Raw genomic sequence first — 21,334 nt, 5'->3', positions numbered from 1 at the left:
ATGTTAAATAATTAATCTAACTAATTAATGTAACTTCAAACATAGCTCCACTAGATGAATCTTTACCTATAGTAAATTCGAATACTCCATCATCACTTTTATATTGATTTTCTGTATTCCAATAACGAAGTTGCTTTTCACTAATAACAAAATCTACAATTTCAATTTCATTAGGATTAATCTCAACTTGTTTAAAATTAATTAATTCTTTAACTGGTCTTGATGTATCTGCAACTTTGTCTCTCATATATAATTGTACTGTTTCTATTCCTCTGTACTTTCCTTTATTAGTAACTTTAATACTACATTTTATTTCTTCATTTCTTTTTATTTTATTTTTATTAAATGTTAATCCACTATATTCAAAATTAGAATATCCAATTCCAAATCCAAATGGGAATAATGGTTCATTTGGAATATCTAAATATTGAGATTTATATCTCTTTTCATTTACAAGTAAATCTTTTGGTCTTCCTGTTGCTAGATTATTATAATAAACCGGTATCTGTCCTACGCCATTTGGAAAACTCATAGTAAGCCTACCACTTGGATTATAATCACCTACTAATATGTCTGCTACAGAATTTCCACCTTCAGTACCTGGAAACCAACATTCTAATATAGCATCAGCTTTATTTATTATATTAGTAAGATCTAAAGGACGTCCATTAACAAGAAGAACTATAACAGGCTTATTTAATTCTTTCATTCTTTCTAATAACTTTACTTGAGAAGACTCTAATGATATTTTACTTACAGATCCTGCTTCACCACTTTGTTTTTCCTCTTCACCTAAAGCTAGTATAACAACATCAGAAGTTGTTACTTTATTCATTAATTTACTTATATCTTCTTCATTAATATCACTAAAAGGAGTTGTTTCAACAGCTTCAATAATAATATTCTTATTCTTAATTCCTTCATATATTGTAACTACATCATTTAAATCTCCATCTAGTGACCAGGGCCCTAATATTGATTTATTATTTGCATAAGGTCCAACTAATGCTACTTTTTTATTAGATTCTAAAGGAAGGACTCCTGAATTTTTCAATAATACCATAGATTTTGAAGCTGCTTCTCTTGCTACTTTTCTAAAATCACTACGTAGTAAGGTTTTCTTTTCTTTTTCTGTAGAAACACCTCTGTATGGATCTTCAAATAATCCACATTCATTTTTAAGAAGCAGCACCTTTTCAACTGCCTCATCTAATAACTTTTCCATATTTTTATCTTTACAAAGTTCTGGTAATGCCTCAAAATATGCAGTTGTTGACATTTCAATATCTATTCCTGCCTTTAAAGATAGTTCAGCTGCATCCTTACTATCTTCTGCTACTCCATGAGGGATTAACTCTTTTACTGCTCCCCAATCTGAAATAACTGTTCCATCGAACATCCATTCATTTCTTAGTACTTCTCGTAAAAGCCATCTATTTACTGTTGATGGTACTCCATTTAATACATTAAAAGAAGCCATTACTAACTTTGCTCCAGCTTTAATTGCTTCATAATAAGGAGGGAAATATTCATTTCTCAGCCTATATTCTGAGATATCAACTGTATTATAGTCTCTTCCTCCCTCTGCTGCTCCATAGGCTGCAAAATGTTTTACACATGAAATTAAAGTATCTTCTTCCTTTAAGTCATTATTTTGATATCCACGAACCATTGCTGCTCCAAATAAACTATTTAGAAGGGTATCTTCTCCATAACTTTCAATCACTCTTCCCCATCTTGGGTCTCTAACTATATCAACCATTGGAGAAAATGTAGCTTGATATCCTGATGAGCTTCCTTCCTTCGCTGATATTCTTGCAGTCTTTTCAACTAAGCCCTCATCCCAAGAGCAAGACAATGCTAATGGGATTGGGAATATAGTCTTAAAACCATGTATAATATCATGCATGAAAAGTAGTGGAATTCCTAAACGATTATTCTTTAAATACTCTTTTTGTATTTCAATCATCATAGCTGCATCTAATTTTCCTAAGACAGTTCCGATCATCCACTTTTGATTATTATTTATATTAAGCTTGGACTTTGTCCCTGTTCCTGATGTATTCATATTATTATAATAACTTGTTCTAATTTGCGTTAATTGTCCTATTTTTTCTTCTAAAGTCATATTAGATACTAACTTTTTTATTTCCTCTTTTTTCATACAATTCCTCTCTTAATTTTCTTCCTTATCTTTATATCCAAATAAATATGTAAGTGCAAATGCAACCCCGAAAGAAAATACTGCAACTAATATATATAATATAAATTGATTATTTAAATAAAGAAGTGTTCCTGGGATAGCTGTTATACCCATTCCAGTTGCTTTAAGATTTAATAATGAAGCTAAAAATCCACCTGCTGCTCCACCTACAAGTCCCATTATGAATGGTTTTACAAATCTTAAATTAACACCAAATATAGCTGGTTCTGTAATTCCTAAAAGTGCTGATATTACTGAAGGGAAAGATAATGCTTTAATTTTTTTAGATTTACTCTTAATTCCAACAGCAAATGCCGCTCCAGCTTGTGCAACTATTGAACAAGTACTAATTGGATTTACAAGGTTCCAACCTGTATCAGCAATCATTTGTATTTCAACAACACTTAATGCTTGGTGAACACCTGTAACAACGATTAATTGGTTTATTCCACCCCATATTAATCCTCCTAATCCAAAAGGCAGTGTAAATATAAATACCATAAGGTTTAATATGACTGCTTCAATTTCACTAGCAATTGGTCCTATTATCATTAATCCACAAACTAATGATAATAATAAAGTTAAAAACGGTGTAAGTATTAAATCTAATGTATCTGAAATTCTTTTTCTAAACCATACTTCTAATTTTGCACCAACTAATCCAGTTAAAAATGCAGGTAATACAGAGGCTTGATATCCAGCCATTTTAATTCCAAATAACACTAATGGTTCTGCTGTTCCTTGTGATACATCCCATCTACTAGGAAGTGATGGACTAACAAGCATAAGACCTACAACAATACCAAGTATTGGAGAACCTCCAAACTTCTTAAATGCTGACCAACAAATAAGAACTGGTAAAAATCCAAATGCAGTATCTGTTAATATTTGTGTAAATGTCAATAATGATGCAGGAATACTTTCTGGTGTTAATCCAAATATAGCTAATATTTGTTCTTGTAATAATAGACCTCTAACCCCCATAAATAAACCAGTTGCAACCATTGCTGGTATAATAGGCACAAATATATCTGAGAATATACGAATTGCTCTTTTAAACTTATTATTTCCTTGCTCTGATGCCATTTGACTTTGCTCTGATTTTGAGGCACTAGCTATACCAAGTGCACTGACTTGCTCAAAAACCTTATTTACTGTTCCTGTTCCGAAAATAATTTGATACTGTCCTGCAGTAAAGAAAAATCCTTTTACTTTATCAATTGATTCTACTGCCTTATCATCAACTTTTTTCCTATCTTTAAGTATAATTCTTAATCTTGTAGCACAGTGTGCTGCTGAAATAATATTATCTTCCCCACCCACTGCTTCTATTACTTCTTTAGCTATTTTTTGGTAGTTATCACTCATTACTATTCTCTCCTTTATATAAATATAAACTTAATTGTAATTTCCCTTTTGCATCAATTTGAATATTATCTTCTTTAAAATAAGATCTAATAGAGATTACTTTCTTACCTTCATTTAAAAATAAATCTACTGAAGAATTATCGATAAATAAATTAACTGTTTTCAAATCTTCTTCAATACTAATATTCTTTTCATCAAATCTATTGGTAAGCCAATTAAGCCTTTTTATATTTAATATTTTTTCATATGAATCATATTCTAATTCCAATGATCCTAAAACAATAAATCTAAAATCTTTTTGTTCTTGTAAAGTCAATTTTATTTCATTACAAAAATTATCTAATTTAAAATCTATTTTTTCTGCTTCAATATTTTTATTAATTTCTGTATCTCTTAAAGTTTCTAATTCCTTTACGGGCTTTTGATATAGTAGATTATCTTTATAAACAAATTCTCTTGGATAAGTAAAACTATGAAGCCATCCATCTTTTACAGCTGGCTGTGACATTTGATAATCATACTCTCCTCCCCCCATCCAAGCCATGTATAAAGTTCTATTCTTCTCATCTATAAATGATTGTGGCGCATAGAAATCAAATCCTTCATCTAGTTTACATTCATCACTATTTGGTATAAATTTCCCATCTTCCTTTAAAAATTCACCACTCATCCATACAGCATTACAACTGTCTTTTTCTATTCCATTTTCAATTATCTTCTCTTGCTTACTTACAATTAATATGTAATTATCATCAAAATGAATTATATCTGGGCATTCACACATATATCCCCAATTCATTGTTTCTGGTAATAATTTACCTTTATAATTCCAATGTAATAAATCTTCTGAATAGAAAAGAGCTACATTTCCTTTTTTTTCACTAGTCTGTGCTCCTATAATCATATACCATAAACTTTCTTCTTCATCTCTCCAGACTTTTGGATCTCTAAAATGAGATGTATATCCTTCTGGTAAATATACAATTGGTCCATGCTTTACGAATGTTTTTCCATCTTCTGAGGTCGCAAGGCATTGATAAGTTTCTCTTCCCCCATCTTCGTCTCTTACATTTCCAGTATAAAATAAATATATTTTTTCATTAAAAACAATAGCATTTCCTGAATAGCAACCATCTTTGTCAAACCATCTATCTGGTCTTAGCGCTATTCCTTCATCTTGCCAGTGTACTAAATCTTTAGATGTATAATGTGCCCAACTCTTTTTACCTTGAGGTGTAACTTTTTCTAAATATTGATAAAAAGCATGGTATACACCTTTAAATTGGACCAATCCATTTGGATCATTTAAAAAACCATATTTAGGTGTAATATGATATTTAGGTTTTATCTGTTTTTTTATATCCAATTAAATTTCACCTCTTTCCATATCGTTTACAAGAAAATTATATAATATTAATTTTTATAATTGAAGTCGCTTATTTACCACCACAAGTGGCAAAATAAATACCATGATTAGCATTTAATAATAAAGAAGCTACTATTAATCACACATAATTAATAAAATAATATAAAAACTACTAGGATTACTTTCTATTAATCCTAGTAGTTTTATAAAAATTATTAATCTAAATCTTGTCCATTGAAGTTATAACCTTTTTATACCATTCAAAGCTCTTTTTCTTTCTTATTTTTAAAGTTACATCTTAATATTACTATTTACATTTATCAATGAAAACTAGTTCCTATTATAGGTTCTTTTATCTAGGAATTCTCTTCTATTTCTACCCTTAAATTTTGCTCCTGTAATACTCTTACTCTTAAATTTACTATGATATTTCCTTTAAGCTTAGTATATCTATCTTGTATATCTTCATCTTCTTTTAAAGGTAAATCCTTATGAATATTAAATTCTATAAAGTTCGCCTTTACTAATTCTACAAAAGGCTTTTCATTAAATACTTCAGTAGATAGAAAATTTTCATTACAATCTTCACATAGACTAATTGAATCGTTATTGGTATTGTATAGCTTAATTGTATCACATGAAGAATCTTCTCTTATATTATAGTTTTCAATAAAAACTGGTGGCCTAATAAAAATAATTTTAGTAGTGAAATTGAAAGGTACTTCAACTATACAATATTTTATATATCCACAGTTATCTTCCTTTCCTTCTTCTATAAAGGTTTTAGTAGCATACTCAATACTTTTTGTTATAAATCCCGATACAAAAAGCATTCCTGAATTAGCTTTTGAATTTTTTAATGAAATAGGAACTAAGTTAGAAGACTTTAAAAAAGCATTCATTTTTATTCTTCTAATTTCCTTAACATCTCTTCCTATTTTCATTGTGTCATCAATAGTAACTGCTATGTTAGTCTCTGCTAATATAATTGGAAATTTGACATATATATCTTTATAGTCTTCTAAGTATGTCTCATCCCTTATTGCTAAAATCTCTTTATTATAGTTCTCACTACAAATGATTTTTTCCTCATTCTCTGCTTTGCCATCTGCTTCTGAGAATTTCTTATCCTCTATTTCTAAAACTTCTTTATTAAAGCTATTACTACACCTAATTCTTTCTTCATTCTCTGCTTTGCCATCTTCTTCTGAGAATCTCTCATCCTCTATCTCTAAAACTTCTTTATTAAAGCTATCACTACACCTAATTTTATCCTCATTCTCTACTTTATCATCTTCATCTAAGAGCTTCTCATCCTTTATTTCTAAAACCTCTTTATTAAAATTATCACTACATCTATGTCTTTCCTTATATTCCGTATTGTCTTCTTTTTTTAATAGGTTTCTTTGCTTTTCTTCTTTATAATCTTTATGTTCACTATTATTTAAATTCTCACTATCTTTTTCTTCTTTATATTCTTCTTTTAAGCGATTTTCATTATTTTCTTCTAGAGGTTCCTTCTTTGTGTACTTTATAAATTCTTCCTTACTATCTTCTATAAAGCTTTCTTTGCATTCTTCCAACTCTTTTTCTTTAAAATCTTCTAACTCTCTTTCTTTATATAAAGATTGAAAATCATTGCTATCCTCTTCTAGGATCTTCTCTTCATTTATTTCCAAAACCTTTTTATTATTTCTATCTTTTTCTTCATTATTAATTGAATCTTTTTCCTCATTATAATAAGTATTTTCTAAATTATTATATTCACCTACACTATTATTTTTATATTCTAAATTACAATCTTCTTCAGTAGTTTCTAAAAGTTCATAAGGTTTATCTTTTGATTTTGTTGTCTTATTATTATCATCTATATTAACTTCATTATATGAATTTTCACTTTCCTCTTGATAACTATCACTTAAATAGATATTTCTCTTATTATCAATAAAATCAGTATAATAATTTAGCTTTTCATCATAATCTATTTTTAGATTTTTATAATTATCATTTTGCTTTTGAATAAGTTCTTCATAATATTTCATCATGGACAAGTATTGCTTATTTTGATTTTTAATATATTCCTCATAGTATTGTTTCATATCTAAATACTGTTTATTTTGCTTTCTAATATATTCTTCATAATAATTTCTCATATATAAAAAATAATTATTCTGATTCCTAGTATATCCACCATACTGTCTTCTCTTAAGTTCACTATAGTTTTGTCTTGAATAGCTCATTCCCTCCATAATATCTCCTCCACTTAAGAAATTTATAAACTCAAGTATGTAATCTTAAAGGACTATTTTAAAACAGACTTAAAACCTCTTATAGAAAGCTTTAAGTCTGTATTAGATTATTAAATAATATTAAATTTCTTAATTTATATTTATTTAATAATTATAAAGCTGTAAGCTTTACTTGCTGCTTTTGTAATAATTTTAAAGTTAAGTTTACTATTATTTTTTCTGTAAGTTTAGTAAAGCTTCGTTCTGTAGGAGACTTGCAGTTTAATTCTGGATTTGTTTGAATATCAACTTCTGTCACATCCGCCCTTACTAATTCAGTAAATGGTTTTTCATTAAAGAACTCAGTAAATTGGATACTATCTTCACAAGGATTTTTCCCTATTACAGGATCAGCACAAGCATCACAACTCTTATTCTTATCTGTAAAGAATTCTACTTCCCTTGGAGTTGTATTTTTTTCAAAAATAGGCTCTCTTATAAAATCAACTCTTGTTGTAAAATTAAATGGGACTTCAACTGTGCAGTGTCTTATATCTCCACATATATTTGAACTGCCCTTTGTACTACAGCTTTTAGTTGCATACTCAATATTTTTTCTTATAAATCCTGCTATAAATAGTATTCCATTATCTTTGCAGCTATCTTGAGAAAAAGGAATAATACGAGATTGTGTTAAATATACATTCTTCTTAATTCTCTTTATTTCTATAGCTTCTCTGTCTAATGTGATAGTAGCCTCAACTGGAATTGTTAAATTCACCTCTGCTAGTACAACTGGTACCTTTACAAATACAGAACCACTTTTAATAACATCAGGTTTTACAGGAGTTTGTTCTGTTAAAGATTGAACCTTAGAATTAACTGTAGCGCAAGTATCTACTACAACTTCAAAATCATTAGTGTTTTCAATATTATCAGCCATTATATAGTTTCCTCCATTTTCATCTAGTTATATATAAGTTAATAAACTATCTAATGTATGATATACAAAATTCGACGTTTATGTACATGAATAAATAAAAACACTTATAATATTTATTGTCTATAATTAAAATTATCATCCGTATTTATTTGCCTAATAAATAAAAAAATCCTCGACAATACTTATATTAAATATTGCCGAGGACATACTTATTTTAAATTATTATTCTATTAATTAGTAAATCCTTATAAAATTATTTTATAATTCTTATATTGATAGTTCTATTAAGCTAATGCTGTAACTCTTACTTGTTGATTTTGTAATACTTTTAATGTCAAATTAACAACTATTTTTTCTGTAAGTTTAGTAAATAATTGCTCTGTAGGAACTTTACAATTCTTATATGGGTCTGTGTGAATGTCGATTTCAGCTATATCTGCTCTTACTAATTCAGTAAAAGGCTTTTCATTAAAGAATTCTACATTGAAAAAGCTTTGATCACAAACATTACGTCCAATAACTGGATCTGCACAAGCATCGCAACTCTTATTTTTATCATTAAAGAATTCTAATTCACTTGGTCCAAAATTCGGAGTAAATAATGGTTGTCTAATAAAAGTAATTCTTGTTGTAAAGTTAAAAGGCACTTCAACTGTACAATGTCTTATCTCTCCACAAATATTAGGAGATCCATACTTACTGCAAGTTTTAGTTGCATACTCTATATTTTTTCTTATAAATCCACTTATAAATAGTAATCCAGTTCCAAATTGACCATCTTGAGAAAATGGAATAAGCCTAGATTGGTTTAAATATACATTTTTTCTAATTCTCTTAATTTCTAAAGCTTCCTTATCTAATTTGATAGTAGCTTCAACTGGGATTGTTATATTGGTCTCAGCTAATACAACTGGAACCTTAACTACTACTGGTCCTGGTGTGATTACAGTAGGAGCTACAGGAGTTTGTTCAGTTAAAGATTGTGGTTGACTCTTAACCTCTGCACAGTGTCCTACTAAAGCTGCATTTTCAGCTACATTTTCATTTGTATTTAGATTGTTATCGTTCATAATAACACTTCCTCCGTTTATCTAGTTAAAATATTGTTAGTTAATCCTTATATTACATAATATAAAATTTCCTTAATTTTGTGCCTATGAACAAAAATTTTTTTCTATTAATAATATATATATAATTGTCACTTTATTTAATTTATAGAACAAAGGCTTATAATACTACTAACTGAAATCACAGCATATTATCTTCCTAAAATTTCTTATTTTTACTATTCTTCTTACTGAAAAATATTGACAACCCCTCTGAAAATGATCACAATATAATTGTAAAGTAAATAGTAACAGTTTAAGTACAAGCGCTAAACCTGTTTTGCAAAGATGTATTTTATATTCTTTTGCAAGCGGTTTTTTTATATTTTAATGATATATACAATGTTAATTTATAAAATAATTAATTAATAGGAGGATTATTAAATGGTTCGTTTAGGAGTTTCTGTATATCCAGAGCAAGAAAAAATCGAAGAGATAGATGCATATTTAAAACTTGCATCCAAGTATGGTTTTACAAAGGTATTTACAAGTTTATTCTCTGTAGAAGGTACAAAAGAAGAAATTGTTAACTACTTTAAATCTTTTAGTGAAATAGCTCATAAATATGGTATGGAAGTATCCGGTGATGCAAATGGTGAATTCTTTGCAAAAATGGGAGCAACTGAAACTGACTTATCTGTATTTAAAGAAATGGGTATAGATACTATTCGTATGGACTTCGCCTTTAACGATGAGAGAGATGCCGTTCTAATTAATAATAAGGATGGAATTCATATTGAAATGTCTACATCATTTATTGATGTTATTGAAAAAGCAATAACTAATGGTGCTAATATTGAAAATTTATCAACTTGTCATAATTTCTACCCACAAAAATATACTGCCCCTAGCGTTGAGAAAATTAATGATTTAAATAACTACTGGCAAAGTAAGAATATTAAAGTAGGAATTTTCATTTCAAGTCTAGTTGAGGGAACACATGGACCTTGGCCAGTAAGTGATGGTCTTCCAACAATTGAAGATCATAGAAAATTACCAATCGATCTTCAACTAAAACATTGCTTAGTTATGAATAATGTAGATGAAATTTTAATAGGAAATGCCTTTGCAAGTGAAGACGAATTTAAAGCTATTGATAACATTATGAAGGAAGTATTTATCAATGTACCAGTTAATGATTCTTTCGGTATCTTTAAAAACTTTATTCCTAATGGTGATATAAAAAGAGTTCCTTTTAACATTAACCTTGAAAAAGGTATTAGTGACTTAGAAAAAGAAATTCTATTTGATTTCCAAACTCATAATGATATGGGAGACTGTTTAAATTATATGCTTCGTTCTCGCTTTACTAGAGTTATTTATAAAGGAAAATCTATTCCAGAAAGAAAATGTAATAAAACACACTTTACCCGTGGAGATGTTGTAATAGTTAATAATAACCTAGCTCATTATCTTGGTGAAGTTCAAATTGTATTAAAAGATATAGAAGTTGATGGTCAACGTAACTTATTAGGACGTATTTCAGAAGAAGAAATAATGTTATTAGATTCTATGGAAGGTACTGAAGTCTTCGGTTTCATTAATAAGACTAAGTAATATTCATACTTATAATAAAATTTCCCATAATAATATCCTCTTATTAAATACAGTAAGAAGTATCGGGTGATAAGATAAAAGCTGATTCCTGAATTAAACAGGAGTCAGCTTTTCTTCTTTTCATATATTATTTATATTTTGTTTTAATGTATTATTAAAAAGCTATTTTTATTTTTCAATTAATCTAAATCTTTTCCTTGCGTTTCAATCACCTTTTTATACCAATAGAAACTATCTTTCCTACTTCTATCTAAAGTTCCATTTCCTTCATCATCACGATCAACGTAAACAAAACCATAGCGCTTTTGCACTTGCCACAAATTGATTATGAGCTGCTTGTGCCTTATTTTGAGGTGTTGGATCAGCTACTCCCCCTGCAACAAAAGGAGCAAATTCCATTATATTAATTTCATTGAATGTCAACCAATACTTAACTTTTCCTTCATAATGTTTAAACTTTCTAAATATAAAATTTGAAGGCTTACATATGATATGGCTCATTATTCTTTATTCTAAACTAAATAACCCTAGACAATACATCTCTCCATATCATCTAGGGTTCAGGATAAAGACTAGGAGTTACTCTCCTCCATAATTTATCTTTATTAATATATATTCTTACTAAAATACCTATCTCCTCTATCAGGTAAAATAGTAATTATATTACCTTTTTCTATTTTATCTGCTAGCTTTAATGCTGCAGATAGAGCTGCTCCAGATGAGCTTCCTACAATAAGGCCTTCCTTTAATGCAATTAACTTCACCATGTCATAAGCCTCTTTATCAGAAACTTTTATAACATCGTCAACTAGCTTCATATCCATGGTACTTGGAATAAAGTTATTTCCTATACCTTCTATATCATAGCAGCCTTCAATTCCTCCTCCCATGGTAGAGCCTTCTGGATCTGCTAATATTGCCTTTATATTATTATTTTTCTCCTTCAGAAATTTTACTACTCCAGTAAATGTTCCTCCACTTCCAGCACCTGATACAAAATAATCTATTTTTCCATTCATTGCTTCATATATTTCAGGACCTGTTTTTTCATAATGTGCAAGAGGATTTGCCTGATTTTCGAATTGTCTTAAACTTATTGAATTTTCTATAGTTAATAGTAATTTATCTGCTTTTTCTACAGCTCCAAGCATTCCTTCCTTTCTAGGGGTATTTACAATTGTAGCTCCTAAAGCCCTCATTAAAGTTTGCTTTTCTATAGAGAATTTTTCAGGAACTACAAATATTATATTGTAGCCCTTATTTATTGCTGCAATTGCTATTCCAATTCCAGTATTTCCAGCAGTTGCTTCAATTATTGTATATCCTCTTTTTAATATTCCTTCTTTTTCAGCTACTTCAATCATATAAATTCCTATTCTATCTTTTACACTTCCTCCAGGATTGTTATTTTCAAGTTTTGCAAATATATTAACTCCTGCCTTAATATTTAAATTATTAAGCTTAATTATAGGTGTATTTCCTATTAGCTCTTGTATATTATCGAAATACTTCACTGCTGAATCCCTTCTCTAATACTTTATTGGAATATTCCTTTGCAAGCTCTAAAGAGTGATCTCTATAATTACCACATTGAAGTTCATTAGCTGCTGGAACTTCCTCCTCTTCTAATACTTTTCTTAAGCTATATTCTAGAGCCTCTATTACTGTATCTACTTCAACTTCTCCCCATGCAGTCAAATAAAAACCTGTCCTACATCCCATTGGTGAAATATCTATTATATTATCTATTTTTTCTCTCATAAGTCCTGCAAGTAAATGCTCTAAACTATGAATTGCTGGGTTTGGTAATATTTCTAAATTAGGTTGCATAAATCTTAAATCAAATTTAGATATTATATCTCCTTTTACACCTTTTTGTGTTCCACATTTTCTAACATAAGGTGCCTTAACCTTTGTGTGATCTAGTGAAAAACTTTCTACTTTAACCATTTATCTTACTCTCCTTTAATGCATTTTCTATATCTTTAATTAAGTCCTCAACATTTTCTATACCAATAGATAGTCTTATTAAATTATCAACTATTCCAACCTTTTCTCTTATTTCATAAGGTATTGAAGCATGAGTCATTGAAGCTGGATGGCAAGCTAATGATTCAACTCCACCTAAGCTTTCTCCAAAAGTTATTATCTGAAGTCTATTAAAAAATTTTTTATAGTCATATCCTTCTTTAATAATAAATGATATCATTCCACCATATCCATTAGCTTGTCTTTTTTGAATTTCATATCCTAAGCTGTCTTTAAAGCCTGGATAATACACCTTTTCTACTTCTTCTCTATTTCTTAAAAATTCAGCGACCTTCTTTGTATTTTCAATATGCCTATCCATTCTAACAGCTAATGTCTTAAGACCTTTTATTAACATAAAGGAATCAAAAGGAGATAAAACTCCACCAGTTGAATTTTGAATAAAATGAAGTCTCTTTGCTAAATCCTCATTATTAACAACAACTAATCCTGAAACTGTATCACTATGTCCACCAATATACTTAGTAGCACTATGAACAACTATATCAGCCCCAAGGTTAATTGGCTTTTGAAGGTAAGGAGTCATAAAAGTATTATCAACTATAGTGTATATGTTCCTTTCCTTGGCTATAGTTGAAATACCTTCAATATCAGTTATATCCATTAAAGGATTTGTTGGAGTTTCTATAAAAATAGCTTTTACATCTTTATTAATACTTTTCTTTACTTCATCTAAATTAGAAGTATTAACTATTTTATATTTAATTTCAAAGTGATTAAAAACCTTATCTAATACCCTAAAAGTTCCCCCATATAAATTATCTGAAATAACTATCGTATCTCCAGATTTAAAAAGGGAAAGAACGGCAGTTGTAGCTGCCATTCCTGAAGCAAAAGCAAAACCTGCATAACCTTCCTCAAGCTCTGAAACAAGTTTTTCTAATGCCTCCCTTGTTAGATTCTTTGTTCTTGAATATTCATACCCCTTATTTACACCAAACTCAGGCTGTTTATAAGTTGAAGTCTGGTATATGGGTATATTTACAGCACCTGTTTTCTCATCTCCATCTATTCCACCATGGATTAATAATGATTCTATTTTCATTTTCTAATTGCCCCCTATTATTTTTATAAATAATTCTTTTATGAATAATTAAGCTTAGACATAAAATTTTTTCCTAGTTAATTAAGCTTTGATATAAAATCCACCCTAGCTGCTTAAGTTTTCAGTTTTTTGATGTATTTTATATTCACTTTTTATAGTAATTTTATATCTATTTTTTAGTTGCCTTAGCTATAAAAATTCCTGTTTCAGTAAACTCACCCTTACTAGAATAGCCTTTACAGCTTAGATCTGTATTTTCAATTTGTATATTATTAAAGCCAGCTTCACCTAGCCAATTTTCTATTTGCTTATTTGAAAATCCAAGCCACTCATCAAACATTTCTTCCCTTGCCCACTCACCATTATGCTCCATAACATCAGATATAATAACTACTCCATCCTTCTTTAAGACTCTATGCATTTCTGATATTGCCTTTTTAGCATCCTTTATATGATGAAGTGCCATATTTATAAAAACAACATCTACTGATTCATCAAAAAGTGATAAACTATCAAGGGAAGATTTAATAAGATATAAATTTTTATAATTTTTATCTAAAGCATTAGCTCTTAACTGCTTAAGCATATTGCTTGAATTATCTACTGAAAATACTATACTTGCTTCATTTACTAAGGCTAAAGAAACAAAATCTGTACCACATCCTAAATCAGCTACAACCTTATCCTTTATATTAGTTATTGATAAAATTTTATATTTCAACCTTTCCTCAAAGTAATCACTACGAATAACATTCCATTTTTCAGCTATAGAATCAAAGTATTGTATAGAATTCATAATATCCCTCCGTTGTTTATTAATAATTTTTCATAGTTTTATACATTAATTAAAATTCCAGCTTATTTGTTTAACTAATAACTAACTCTTATTTGCTAAATATTTTATCCTGTCTACTGTAATAAAAATAAATCTAAATTTTACGAAACTACTAAATTGTCCATCTTAATGAAAATAACCTAAATTTTATCCCATCGCTATCATTGCTAACACTCCCAACTTCTATAAGTGGGAGCTAAGCACTGCTACGCGCCTGGATTAATTCTTCTAGCCTTCAAATGGAGTAGGCATCCAGTACTCTGTGAAAGTGATTCACACAAAATACAAGATTTTGGTTCTCTACTTTTTAAGAAAACTCTCCCTGAAGATAAGAATCACTTTGTAAAACTCCAGCTTGTCTACTTAATAAGAATCATCTATAAGTTAAATATAAATATAATTATTCTCTGTCTTTATCTTTAGATATCTAATAAATAAAAAAACTCCTACCTCTAAAAACTTAGAGGCAGAAGTAAACTTCCACGGTTCCACTCTAATTATCTTTTATATAATATATAATTATATAAACAGACATCTCAATTTATTGGTACATAAATACCTCAACGCTATAACAGGCGTACCCGCTGAAGTCTACTAAAATTTCGATTCAGAGCTCAGAGATGCACTTCAATTAATATCTACTTAAAATCCCTCACAGCCAAGGAGACTTCTCTCTGCAAGTTTTTATTAATTTACTCTTCTCGTCTTTGCTTATTTCCTATCGGATTACTTTTATATAATATTATATAGTGGACGTGTGGGAAATGTTCTTGAGATTGAGATAATTTAACTTTATTTTTTATAATTTTACTTATTTCTAATAAAATAAAAAATAGCCTCTATAATAATGTAAAAATTTATTATAGAGGCTATTTTAAAGTATTTTTATAATAACTTGTTTTAAACTGATCATTTATGTTAAAGTTATATAATTAATCTAAAGAAATTGTGTTGTTCTTATTCTATAGTTACTAAAAATAATAATTCATTATACTAATAAACTTCTAATAACTTTCTAACCACTTCAATATCTGCTGGAACCCAATCTTGTGATGATAATTCCGCTAATGAAACCCACTTTGCATCATTATGTGCATTTAAGTTAAGGCTTCCACCACAAATTTCACATATATAACAATGCATAGTTAAGTGAAAATTAGGATAATCATAATCTACTGTTGTTAGATATTCTAACTTATTAATATATAGCTCAAGTTCTTCTTTAATTTCTCTTATTAATGCGTTTTCTCTAGTTTCTCCTAACTCTATCTTCCCACCTGGGAATTCCCACATGTCAGCAAACTCTCCATAACTTCTACGAGTAATAAAAATTTTATCTTCTTTTTTAATAATTGCTACTACTTCTATTGTTTTCATACTTTATTCTTCCTTTGCTAAGTATTTTTATAATTGAATATTCAAGTTATAGTTAACCATATCAATTAAATTATAATGGATTTATTCGCTTTATTTATCATCTTTGGTGGGATTTCTTCATGTAGTTCCCATATGAAGCTTATTGGTTTATTTCCACTGTGATTTCTATATTCACAAGTACCTAAATAAGTAAATGGTGATGTTAATCCATCTCTATCTTTGTATTCTCTAACAAAAAGAGCTATCTTATTATTAGTTGCTCTGTGATTAATATATCTTTGTGCTGTTGGACTTTCAACTGAAGTTCTTGATTGTGTTTGCCAATGGAATCGTTTCTCGTTTATAGCATAATCCTCGTAAAGGGTAGAAGGTGAAAAATCCTTATCACTTTTATTTAAGGTAATAAAGAATATATCTGTTTTCTTATTTTCAAAGTACTTAACTCCTTCTCTAAATGCAGGCTTCTTATCTTCATTGTAATAACCAAAGGTAGCCATTATTACATCTGTTGTATAATCACAATGTAAATCTAAAGGACATTCAAAACCTAAATCCACTTTTTTATCAACAAATTCAAGGTTCTTATAATTATAAGTTAATATATTACAAACTTCCTTCATCATAGTTTTATTATTAAGCAGTCTATTAATACCTTGCTTTAATGAAGCTAAACCTACTTTCTTAGGTACATCATTATAGAAAATATAATACATCATATTAAGCATTAATGATTCATCTTGAGTAAATTCAATATTATTAATATCACTGTTATTTCTTATTAAATTAACTATAAATTCTATAAATCTTCTTGAGTTAATAAATAATAAATTATATAGCTTCTTTGTTATTTCATATTCATTATTATCATTAAAGTTTGCACTTACATCTGCTAATTCACACATTCTATAAAAACTTTTATCTTTGCTTTTCCCATAAAAATCTACTAAGGATAAGTTATGATACTCTAAAAAATTTTCTAAGGTTAAATCTAAAGCTGTATCATCCTTAAAAGTTCTAAGCTTATTAATTAAATTTGCTTTTGAATTAGTTGCAGATTTTATATTTCTTAATATAAATTCTTTAGCTTCCTTTTCTAATTGAATATAGCAACCCTTAGGTAAGGTTAAAAATCCATTTTCAATATAATCTTTCACAGATCTATTACTTCTTCCAATTAATGCTCTAAACTTTTCTTCAAAGCTATAATTCTTATGCGCTTGTCCTACAAAATCTAAAACAGTTAAACATTCTTTATCTTCATGAAGTCTTAAACCTCTTCCAAGTTGTTGCAAAAATACTGTTAAGCTTTCTGTTGGTCTTAAAAATAATATTGTATTAATTTCTGGAATATCCACACCTTCATTATATAAATCCACAACAAAAATGAACTTAATTTCTTTATTTACTAATCTTTTCTTTGCTTCTGCTCTTTCTTCTTTCTTACTTTTATCAGTTAATGCTATAGAAGGAATTCCAAATTCATTAAATCTTTTAGACATAAAATTAGCATGCTCTTTACTTGCACAAAAACCTAAACCTATAACATCATCAATATCTGTTACATATTTATTTAAAGCAGTTACTATCTCATTTACTCTTATATCATTTCCTGTATAAACATTACTTAACTCGCTTATACTATATCCTTTTCTTTGCCATTTTAAAGTTGATAAATCTACTAAATCAGATACAGCAAAGTATTGAAATGGGCTTAATAGCTTTCTATCAATTGCTTCTGGTAATCTTATTTCCCCTGAAATCCTATCTTCAAAATATTTAAATATATCCTTATTATCAGCTCTTTCTGGAGTTGCTGTTAATCCAAGTAAAACCTTAAGCTTATAATAGCTTAATAATCTTTGATAAGATGGAGCTGCTGCATGGTGAAATTCATCTACAATAATAAAATCATAATAATCCTTTGTAGTAATTTCACATAAGTCCTTACTATTAAAACTTTGAATAGATGCAAATAAATGCTCTAAACTATTTGGAACGTTATCTCCAACCATTAAATCACCAAAGTTATTATCCTTAAGTATTGCTCTAAAAGTATCTCTTGCTTGCTTAAGAATTTCTTCTCTATGAACAACAAATAATAATCTATTTGGTTGTTTCTTATTTTCTTTGCAGAAATTCTTATAATCAAAGGCTGAAATCACTGTTTTTCCTACTCCTGTTGCTGAAATAATAAGATTTTTATTTTATTTTTATTAAATAGCTCTCTTTCAACCTTTAACTTATCTAATATCTTCCTTTGATAAGAATATGATCTTATATCAAAGGAAAAGTTGAATTCTTCTTAATCAACTTTCTTTTCTCTATTTAAAGAGCTCCTTAATAAATTTTTATCCTCTTCAGTTTCTAAATAAGATGTAAATTCTCCATCATTCCAATAACTTTCAAAAGTAGCTTCAAACTTCTTAATAAATTCATATTCTAATTCTTTATTTCTTTTAAATTGAATATAAATATAAAGTAATATTTATTTTAGAGGTATAACTTGAAAACTTATAATGTAATAGATTTATTCTGTGGTGTTGGAGGCTTTTCATATGGATTTAAAAAAGCCGGATTTAATATGTTGCTTGGTATAGACAATAATATAGCTTGTATGGAAACTTATAAAAAAAATATTGTTACTGATTTTTTAGAAGCAGATATAAGCACACTAACAATTAATAAAATCACAGAAATCACCAAATATAAAAATGTAGATATTGTCATAGGAAGCCCTCCATGTCAAGACTATTCCCCTAGTAATCCTAATAAAAAAACAAAAACTTCTACTATTAACTTTTTGCAAAATAGTTTACAGACTCTACCTTTATCATATCATTTTTTTAGATTAGTACTTTTATTACATCCAAAATTATTTATTTTAGAAAATCATCCAAATCTATTTAGAACTGAAGACTTTAATTTTATTAATAAACTTTTCAATTTTTTTGGATATAAAACCAAATTGAATAAAATCCACACTGAAGAATTCGGAATTCCTCAAAAGAGGCATAGAGGTTTTTTTATAGGTAATAATTTAGGCATAGATTTTGACCTTAAAGATCTATGCAATACAACATTTCCATTAATTTCCCTAGAAGAAGCTATTGGGGATCTAAAAACTTTAACTCCAATTAAATCAAATGACTTAAATATCAAACAAACAATCCCCCCACAAAACTTTAGTTCTTACCAGATTTTAATGCATAATTCAGATGTTAGTATTTATAATAATATATCTCCCTTTAATAAACCTGACACTATTGAAATTTTGAAAACACTTAAATCTGGAGAATATTACAAATCAAATCAATATCATATAAGATCTCATCCTTATGATGTAAGCAAAGTAATTACTAGAAAATTTAATACTCCTAGTGGCGATGGAGAAACCATGCATTATGAACTACCTAGATGTCTAACGTGTAGAGAAGCTGCTAGAATTCAAACATTTGCTGATAATTTTATTTTCTATGATGATAATATATCAAATATAAGACTACAAATTGGAAATGCAGTGCCACCATTACTTGCACAACAATTTGCTGAAAAAATAAAAGATAAATTAGATATGATATAAAAATAACTCCTCCTAATTAATATATAAAGGAGGAGTTATTTTTTATAAGTTATTTCATAACACTCTTTTCAGATTCTATTAAAAGCTCTTTTATAAGTTCTTTATCATTTACTAAATTGGGTTTATTGAATAATAAAGGTGTATTAAAGTTACATGAATCACTAACTTTCTCCCCTTTATCTTCTTTACTTATTTTTCGTATTCTTATATCATTATGATATTTTTTACTTATATCCTCCATTGTACATTTGAATCCAAAATTATAAGATTCAGCATTTTTATTATATTTATAACTAAAATATGCTATAACTGAATTACTTTTTCTATGCTTTAAAGACAAATATGTACATCTAGGTACTATTTGATATTTAGACATATCATAACAAATACGCTCTAATAAAAATTTAACTAACTCATTAACATTATTTATATCATTTAAACAGTTATCATCTGCTACGACACTAAATTTTGTCATAATAATAGCTTTATATTTCTCTTTATCATCTCCTAATGTAATATAATCAAGAGTCTCCTTCATTTTTTGATCGATTATAGAATTAATGCTTTCAAGCATTGTAAAACTTTTTTGTTTAATTAATTCATAATTTAGCATTAAAATATTTATATATTTATCCATAATATCAAATTTTCGTTTTTTCCTATATATATTAACTAATTCCCATAATTCTGCTCTAAATTCAATGTTACTTATATATTCCCTAATAAATACTCCACAACCATCAATTAAATTGTAATTTATTCCGACTTTGTATACTATATCAATCAAATTTTCATCCGATATAACCTCAATATTATGATTCTTTAAATTAGATCTTTTTAAAGTTATTAGAACTCTTTTTTCATTTATACAATCATTAGGAATAATATCATTATAATTTTTCATTGAAGATTTATCTAAAAATTTCTTTAAGTTATCCATACTTTTTCTTGATTTACTTATTTGTATAAGATAACAACTTCTATCTTTAAGTGATATATTATTCTCTGGAATTATAATAGAGTCAATTCCAAAGTCATACCTTTCAGGAGTTATAAATATATAATTATAATTTATCTTATTTGACATAGTATTGTATAAGCACCATATATCAGTAATGATAACTTCAAATGAGTAATTATCTAATTCATTTAATAATTTTTTAATATTATCTTTTGCTATTTCTTCATTAGTTCTGATAGTCATATTCTCCTCCTTTATCAAGACAAGTATCTTAGAATTTTATTAATAATTACACTATACACAAACATAAGTTCCAAGTATATAGTATCAATATGGATGTACTGGATATAATAGGTTATTAGAGATTTATACCCAATATATTTATAAAAAATATTAATTCCTATTTATATACTAAATTTATATTAGGCTAATAATATATTAATATAGACATATACCAGATTCTATTAATCTTAAAAATTAACTCGTTTGTGCTGAATTATAAATAAATCAATAAATAACCATAAATACAAATTTCATTTTAAGTCATGTACCACCAGCTTAGCTGGTGGCTTGATTAAGCCCTATAAGGGCATGATACTGGCGGCACTACTCGTGCTCTGAATAACTGCCAATCGCAAAACAGTTTCAGCTACCACCCTCGTCGGGTGGTTTTCCTATTTGCTACTTTTTACCGGCGATCCCGTGAACAGGTCAAT

At 28.1% G+C, this 21,334-nt stretch carries 15 protein-coding genes and 2 pseudogenes; 2 read left to right on the top strand and 15 right to left on the bottom strand.

The window, feature by feature from the left end:
- Positions 1 to 16: 16 nt before the first annotated feature.
- The 6 genes from E5347_RS10780 to E5347_RS10755 all read right to left on the bottom strand — a co-directional run bounded on the left by E5347_RS10780 (position 17) and on the right by E5347_RS10755 (position 9,178).
- Positions 17 to 2,164, bottom strand: a complete 2,148-nt coding sequence (locus E5347_RS10780) for a glycoside hydrolase family 3 N-terminal domain-containing protein (RefSeq protein ID WP_136007239.1) — start codon at positions 2,162 to 2,164, stop codon at positions 17 to 19.
- Between the two features lie 12 nt (positions 2,165 to 2,176).
- Positions 2,177 to 3,571 (bottom strand): sucrose-specific PTS transporter subunit IIBC, encoded by a 1,395-nt coding sequence (locus E5347_RS10775; protein ID WP_136007238.1) that lies wholly within the window; start codon positions 3,569 to 3,571, stop codon positions 2,177 to 2,179.
- Complete coding sequence (locus E5347_RS10770) at positions 3,564 to 4,937, bottom strand: glycoside hydrolase family 32 protein (protein WP_136007237.1); 1,374 nt, start codon at positions 4,935 to 4,937, stop codon at positions 3,564 to 3,566. Before E5347_RS10770 ends, E5347_RS10775 begins: the two co-directional genes overlap by 8 nt.
- A 356-nt stretch (positions 4,938 to 5,293) precedes the next feature.
- A complete protein-coding gene (locus E5347_RS10765) occupies positions 5,294 to 7,186 on the bottom strand; it encodes a CsxC family protein (RefSeq protein WP_136007236.1) in 1,893 nt (630 codons plus the stop codon).
- A 151-nt stretch (positions 7,187 to 7,337) separates the two neighbouring features.
- Positions 7,338 to 8,108, bottom strand: coding sequence for a CsxC family protein (locus E5347_RS10760; protein ID WP_136007235.1), 771 nt, complete (start codon positions 8,106 to 8,108; stop codon positions 7,338 to 7,340).
- Positions 8,109 to 8,392: 284 nt separating this feature from the next.
- A complete protein-coding gene (locus E5347_RS10755) occupies positions 8,393 to 9,178 on the bottom strand; it encodes a CsxC family protein (protein WP_136007234.1) in 786 nt (261 codons plus the stop codon).
- A 420-nt stretch (positions 9,179 to 9,598) separates the two neighbouring features.
- Between E5347_RS10755 and E5347_RS10750 the strand changes: the two genes are divergently transcribed.
- The gene (locus E5347_RS10750; protein ID WP_136007233.1) at positions 9,599 to 10,771 is read left to right on the top strand and encodes a MupG family TIM beta-alpha barrel fold protein; all 1,173 of its coding nucleotides are present in this window, start codon (positions 9,599 to 9,601) and stop codon (positions 10,769 to 10,771) included.
- A gap of 179 nt (positions 10,772 to 10,950) precedes the next feature.
- Here E5347_RS10750 and E5347_RS10745 read toward each other — a convergent pair.
- The 8 genes and pseudogenes from E5347_RS10745 to E5347_RS10710 all read right to left on the bottom strand — a co-directional run.
- Positions 10,951 to 11,085: pseudogene (locus E5347_RS10745) on the bottom strand (family 1 glycosylhydrolase); the annotation flags it as partial.
- Positions 11,051 to 11,170, bottom strand: coding sequence for a hypothetical protein (locus tag E5347_RS17100; RefSeq protein WP_243109776.1), 120 nt, complete (start codon positions 11,168 to 11,170; stop codon positions 11,051 to 11,053). The gene E5347_RS17100 and the pseudogene E5347_RS10745, both read right to left, overlap by 35 nt.
- Before the next feature lie 206 nt (positions 11,171 to 11,376).
- Positions 11,377 to 12,285 carry a PLP-dependent cysteine synthase family protein gene (locus E5347_RS10735; RefSeq protein WP_136007232.1) on the bottom strand — a complete coding sequence of 303 codons (909 nt, stop codon included), beginning with the start codon at positions 12,283 to 12,285 and terminating at the stop codon, positions 11,377 to 11,379.
- Positions 12,269 to 12,721, bottom strand: coding sequence for an S-ribosylhomocysteine lyase (locus tag E5347_RS10730; RefSeq protein WP_136007231.1), 453 nt, complete (start codon positions 12,719 to 12,721; stop codon positions 12,269 to 12,271). Before E5347_RS10730 ends, E5347_RS10735 begins: the two co-directional genes overlap by 17 nt.
- Complete coding sequence (locus tag E5347_RS10725; protein WP_136007230.1) at positions 12,714 to 13,865, bottom strand: trans-sulfuration enzyme family protein; 1,152 nt, start codon at positions 13,863 to 13,865, stop codon at positions 12,714 to 12,716. The genes E5347_RS10730 and E5347_RS10725 overlap by 8 nt, the downstream gene beginning before the upstream one ends.
- Before the next feature lie 169 nt (positions 13,866 to 14,034).
- Positions 14,035 to 14,661, bottom strand: coding sequence for a class I SAM-dependent methyltransferase (locus tag E5347_RS10720; RefSeq protein WP_136007229.1), 627 nt, complete (start codon positions 14,659 to 14,661; stop codon positions 14,035 to 14,037).
- Positions 14,662 to 15,693: 1,032 nt separating this feature from the next.
- Entirely contained in the window at positions 15,694 to 16,077 is a 384-nt protein-coding gene (gene mutT, locus E5347_RS10715) for an 8-oxo-dGTP diphosphatase MutT (protein ID WP_136007228.1), read from the bottom strand.
- A 65-nt stretch (positions 16,078 to 16,142) separates the two neighbouring features.
- Positions 16,143 to 18,508, bottom strand: a pseudogene (locus E5347_RS10710) (DUF3427 domain-containing protein); the annotation flags it as partial.
- 72 nt (positions 18,509 to 18,580) lie between these two features.
- Between E5347_RS10710 and E5347_RS10705 the strand changes: the two are divergent.
- Positions 18,581 to 19,657 carry a DNA cytosine methyltransferase gene (locus E5347_RS10705; RefSeq protein WP_136007227.1) on the top strand — a complete coding sequence of 359 codons (1,077 nt, stop codon included), beginning with the start codon at positions 18,581 to 18,583 and terminating at the stop codon, positions 19,655 to 19,657.
- 49 nt (positions 19,658 to 19,706) lie between these two features.
- Here E5347_RS10705 and E5347_RS10700 read toward each other — a convergent pair whose 3' ends face one another.
- Positions 19,707 to 20,861: a hypothetical protein gene (locus E5347_RS10700; RefSeq protein ID WP_136007226.1), complete on the bottom strand. Its 1,155-nt coding sequence runs from the start codon at positions 20,859 to 20,861 to the stop codon at positions 19,707 to 19,709.
- Positions 20,862 to 21,334 lie beyond the last annotated feature (473 nt).

It is taken from the genome of Clostridium sartagoforme (assembly GCF_004794105.1).
GTDB classification, from domain to species: domain Bacteria; phylum Bacillota; class Clostridia; order Clostridiales; family Clostridiaceae; genus Clostridium; species Clostridium sartagoforme_B.
The sequence above is the reverse complement of the archived record's forward strand: the minus strand, read 5'-3'. Positions and strand labels throughout refer to the sequence as shown.

Excerpts from the sequence above, each read along its gene's own strand:
- E5347_RS10780 (WP_136007239.1), bottom strand. The coding sequence starts at position 2,164 with ATGAAAAAAGAGGAAATAAAAAAGTTAGTATCTAATATGACTTTAGAA.
- E5347_RS10775 (WP_136007238.1), bottom strand. The coding sequence starts at position 3,571 with ATGAGTGATAACTACCAAAAAATAGCTAAAGAAGTAATAGAAGCAGTG.
- E5347_RS10765 (WP_136007236.1), bottom strand. The coding sequence starts at position 7,186 with ATGGAGGGAATGAGCTATTCAAGACAAAACTATAGTGAACTTAAGAGA.
- E5347_RS10760 (WP_136007235.1), bottom strand. The coding sequence starts at position 8,108 with ATGGCTGATAATATTGAAAACACTAATGATTTTGAAGTTGTAGTAGAT.
- E5347_RS10755 (WP_136007234.1), bottom strand. The coding sequence starts at position 9,178 with ATGAACGATAACAATCTAAATACAAATGAAAATGTAGCTGAAAATGCA.
- E5347_RS10750 (WP_136007233.1), top strand. The coding sequence starts at position 9,599 with ATGGTTCGTTTAGGAGTTTCTGTATATCCAGAGCAAGAAAAAATCGAA.
- E5347_RS17100 (WP_243109776.1), bottom strand. The coding sequence starts at position 11,170 with ATGGAATTTGCTCCTTTTGTTGCAGGGGGAGTAGCTGATCCAACACCT.
- E5347_RS10730 (WP_136007231.1), bottom strand. The coding sequence starts at position 12,721 with ATGGTTAAAGTAGAAAGTTTTTCACTAGATCACACAAAGGTTAAGGCA.
- E5347_RS10725 (WP_136007230.1), bottom strand. The coding sequence starts at position 13,865 with ATGAAAATAGAATCATTATTAATCCATGGTGGAATAGATGGAGATGAG.
- E5347_RS10720 (WP_136007229.1), bottom strand. The coding sequence starts at position 14,661 with ATGAATTCTATACAATACTTTGATTCTATAGCTGAAAAATGGAATGTT.
- mutT (WP_136007228.1), bottom strand. The coding sequence starts at position 16,077 with ATGAAAACAATAGAAGTAGTAGCAATTATTAAAAAAGAAGATAAAATT.
- E5347_RS10700 (WP_136007226.1), bottom strand. The coding sequence starts at position 20,861 with ATGACTATCAGAACTAATGAAGAAATAGCAAAAGATAATATTAAAAAA.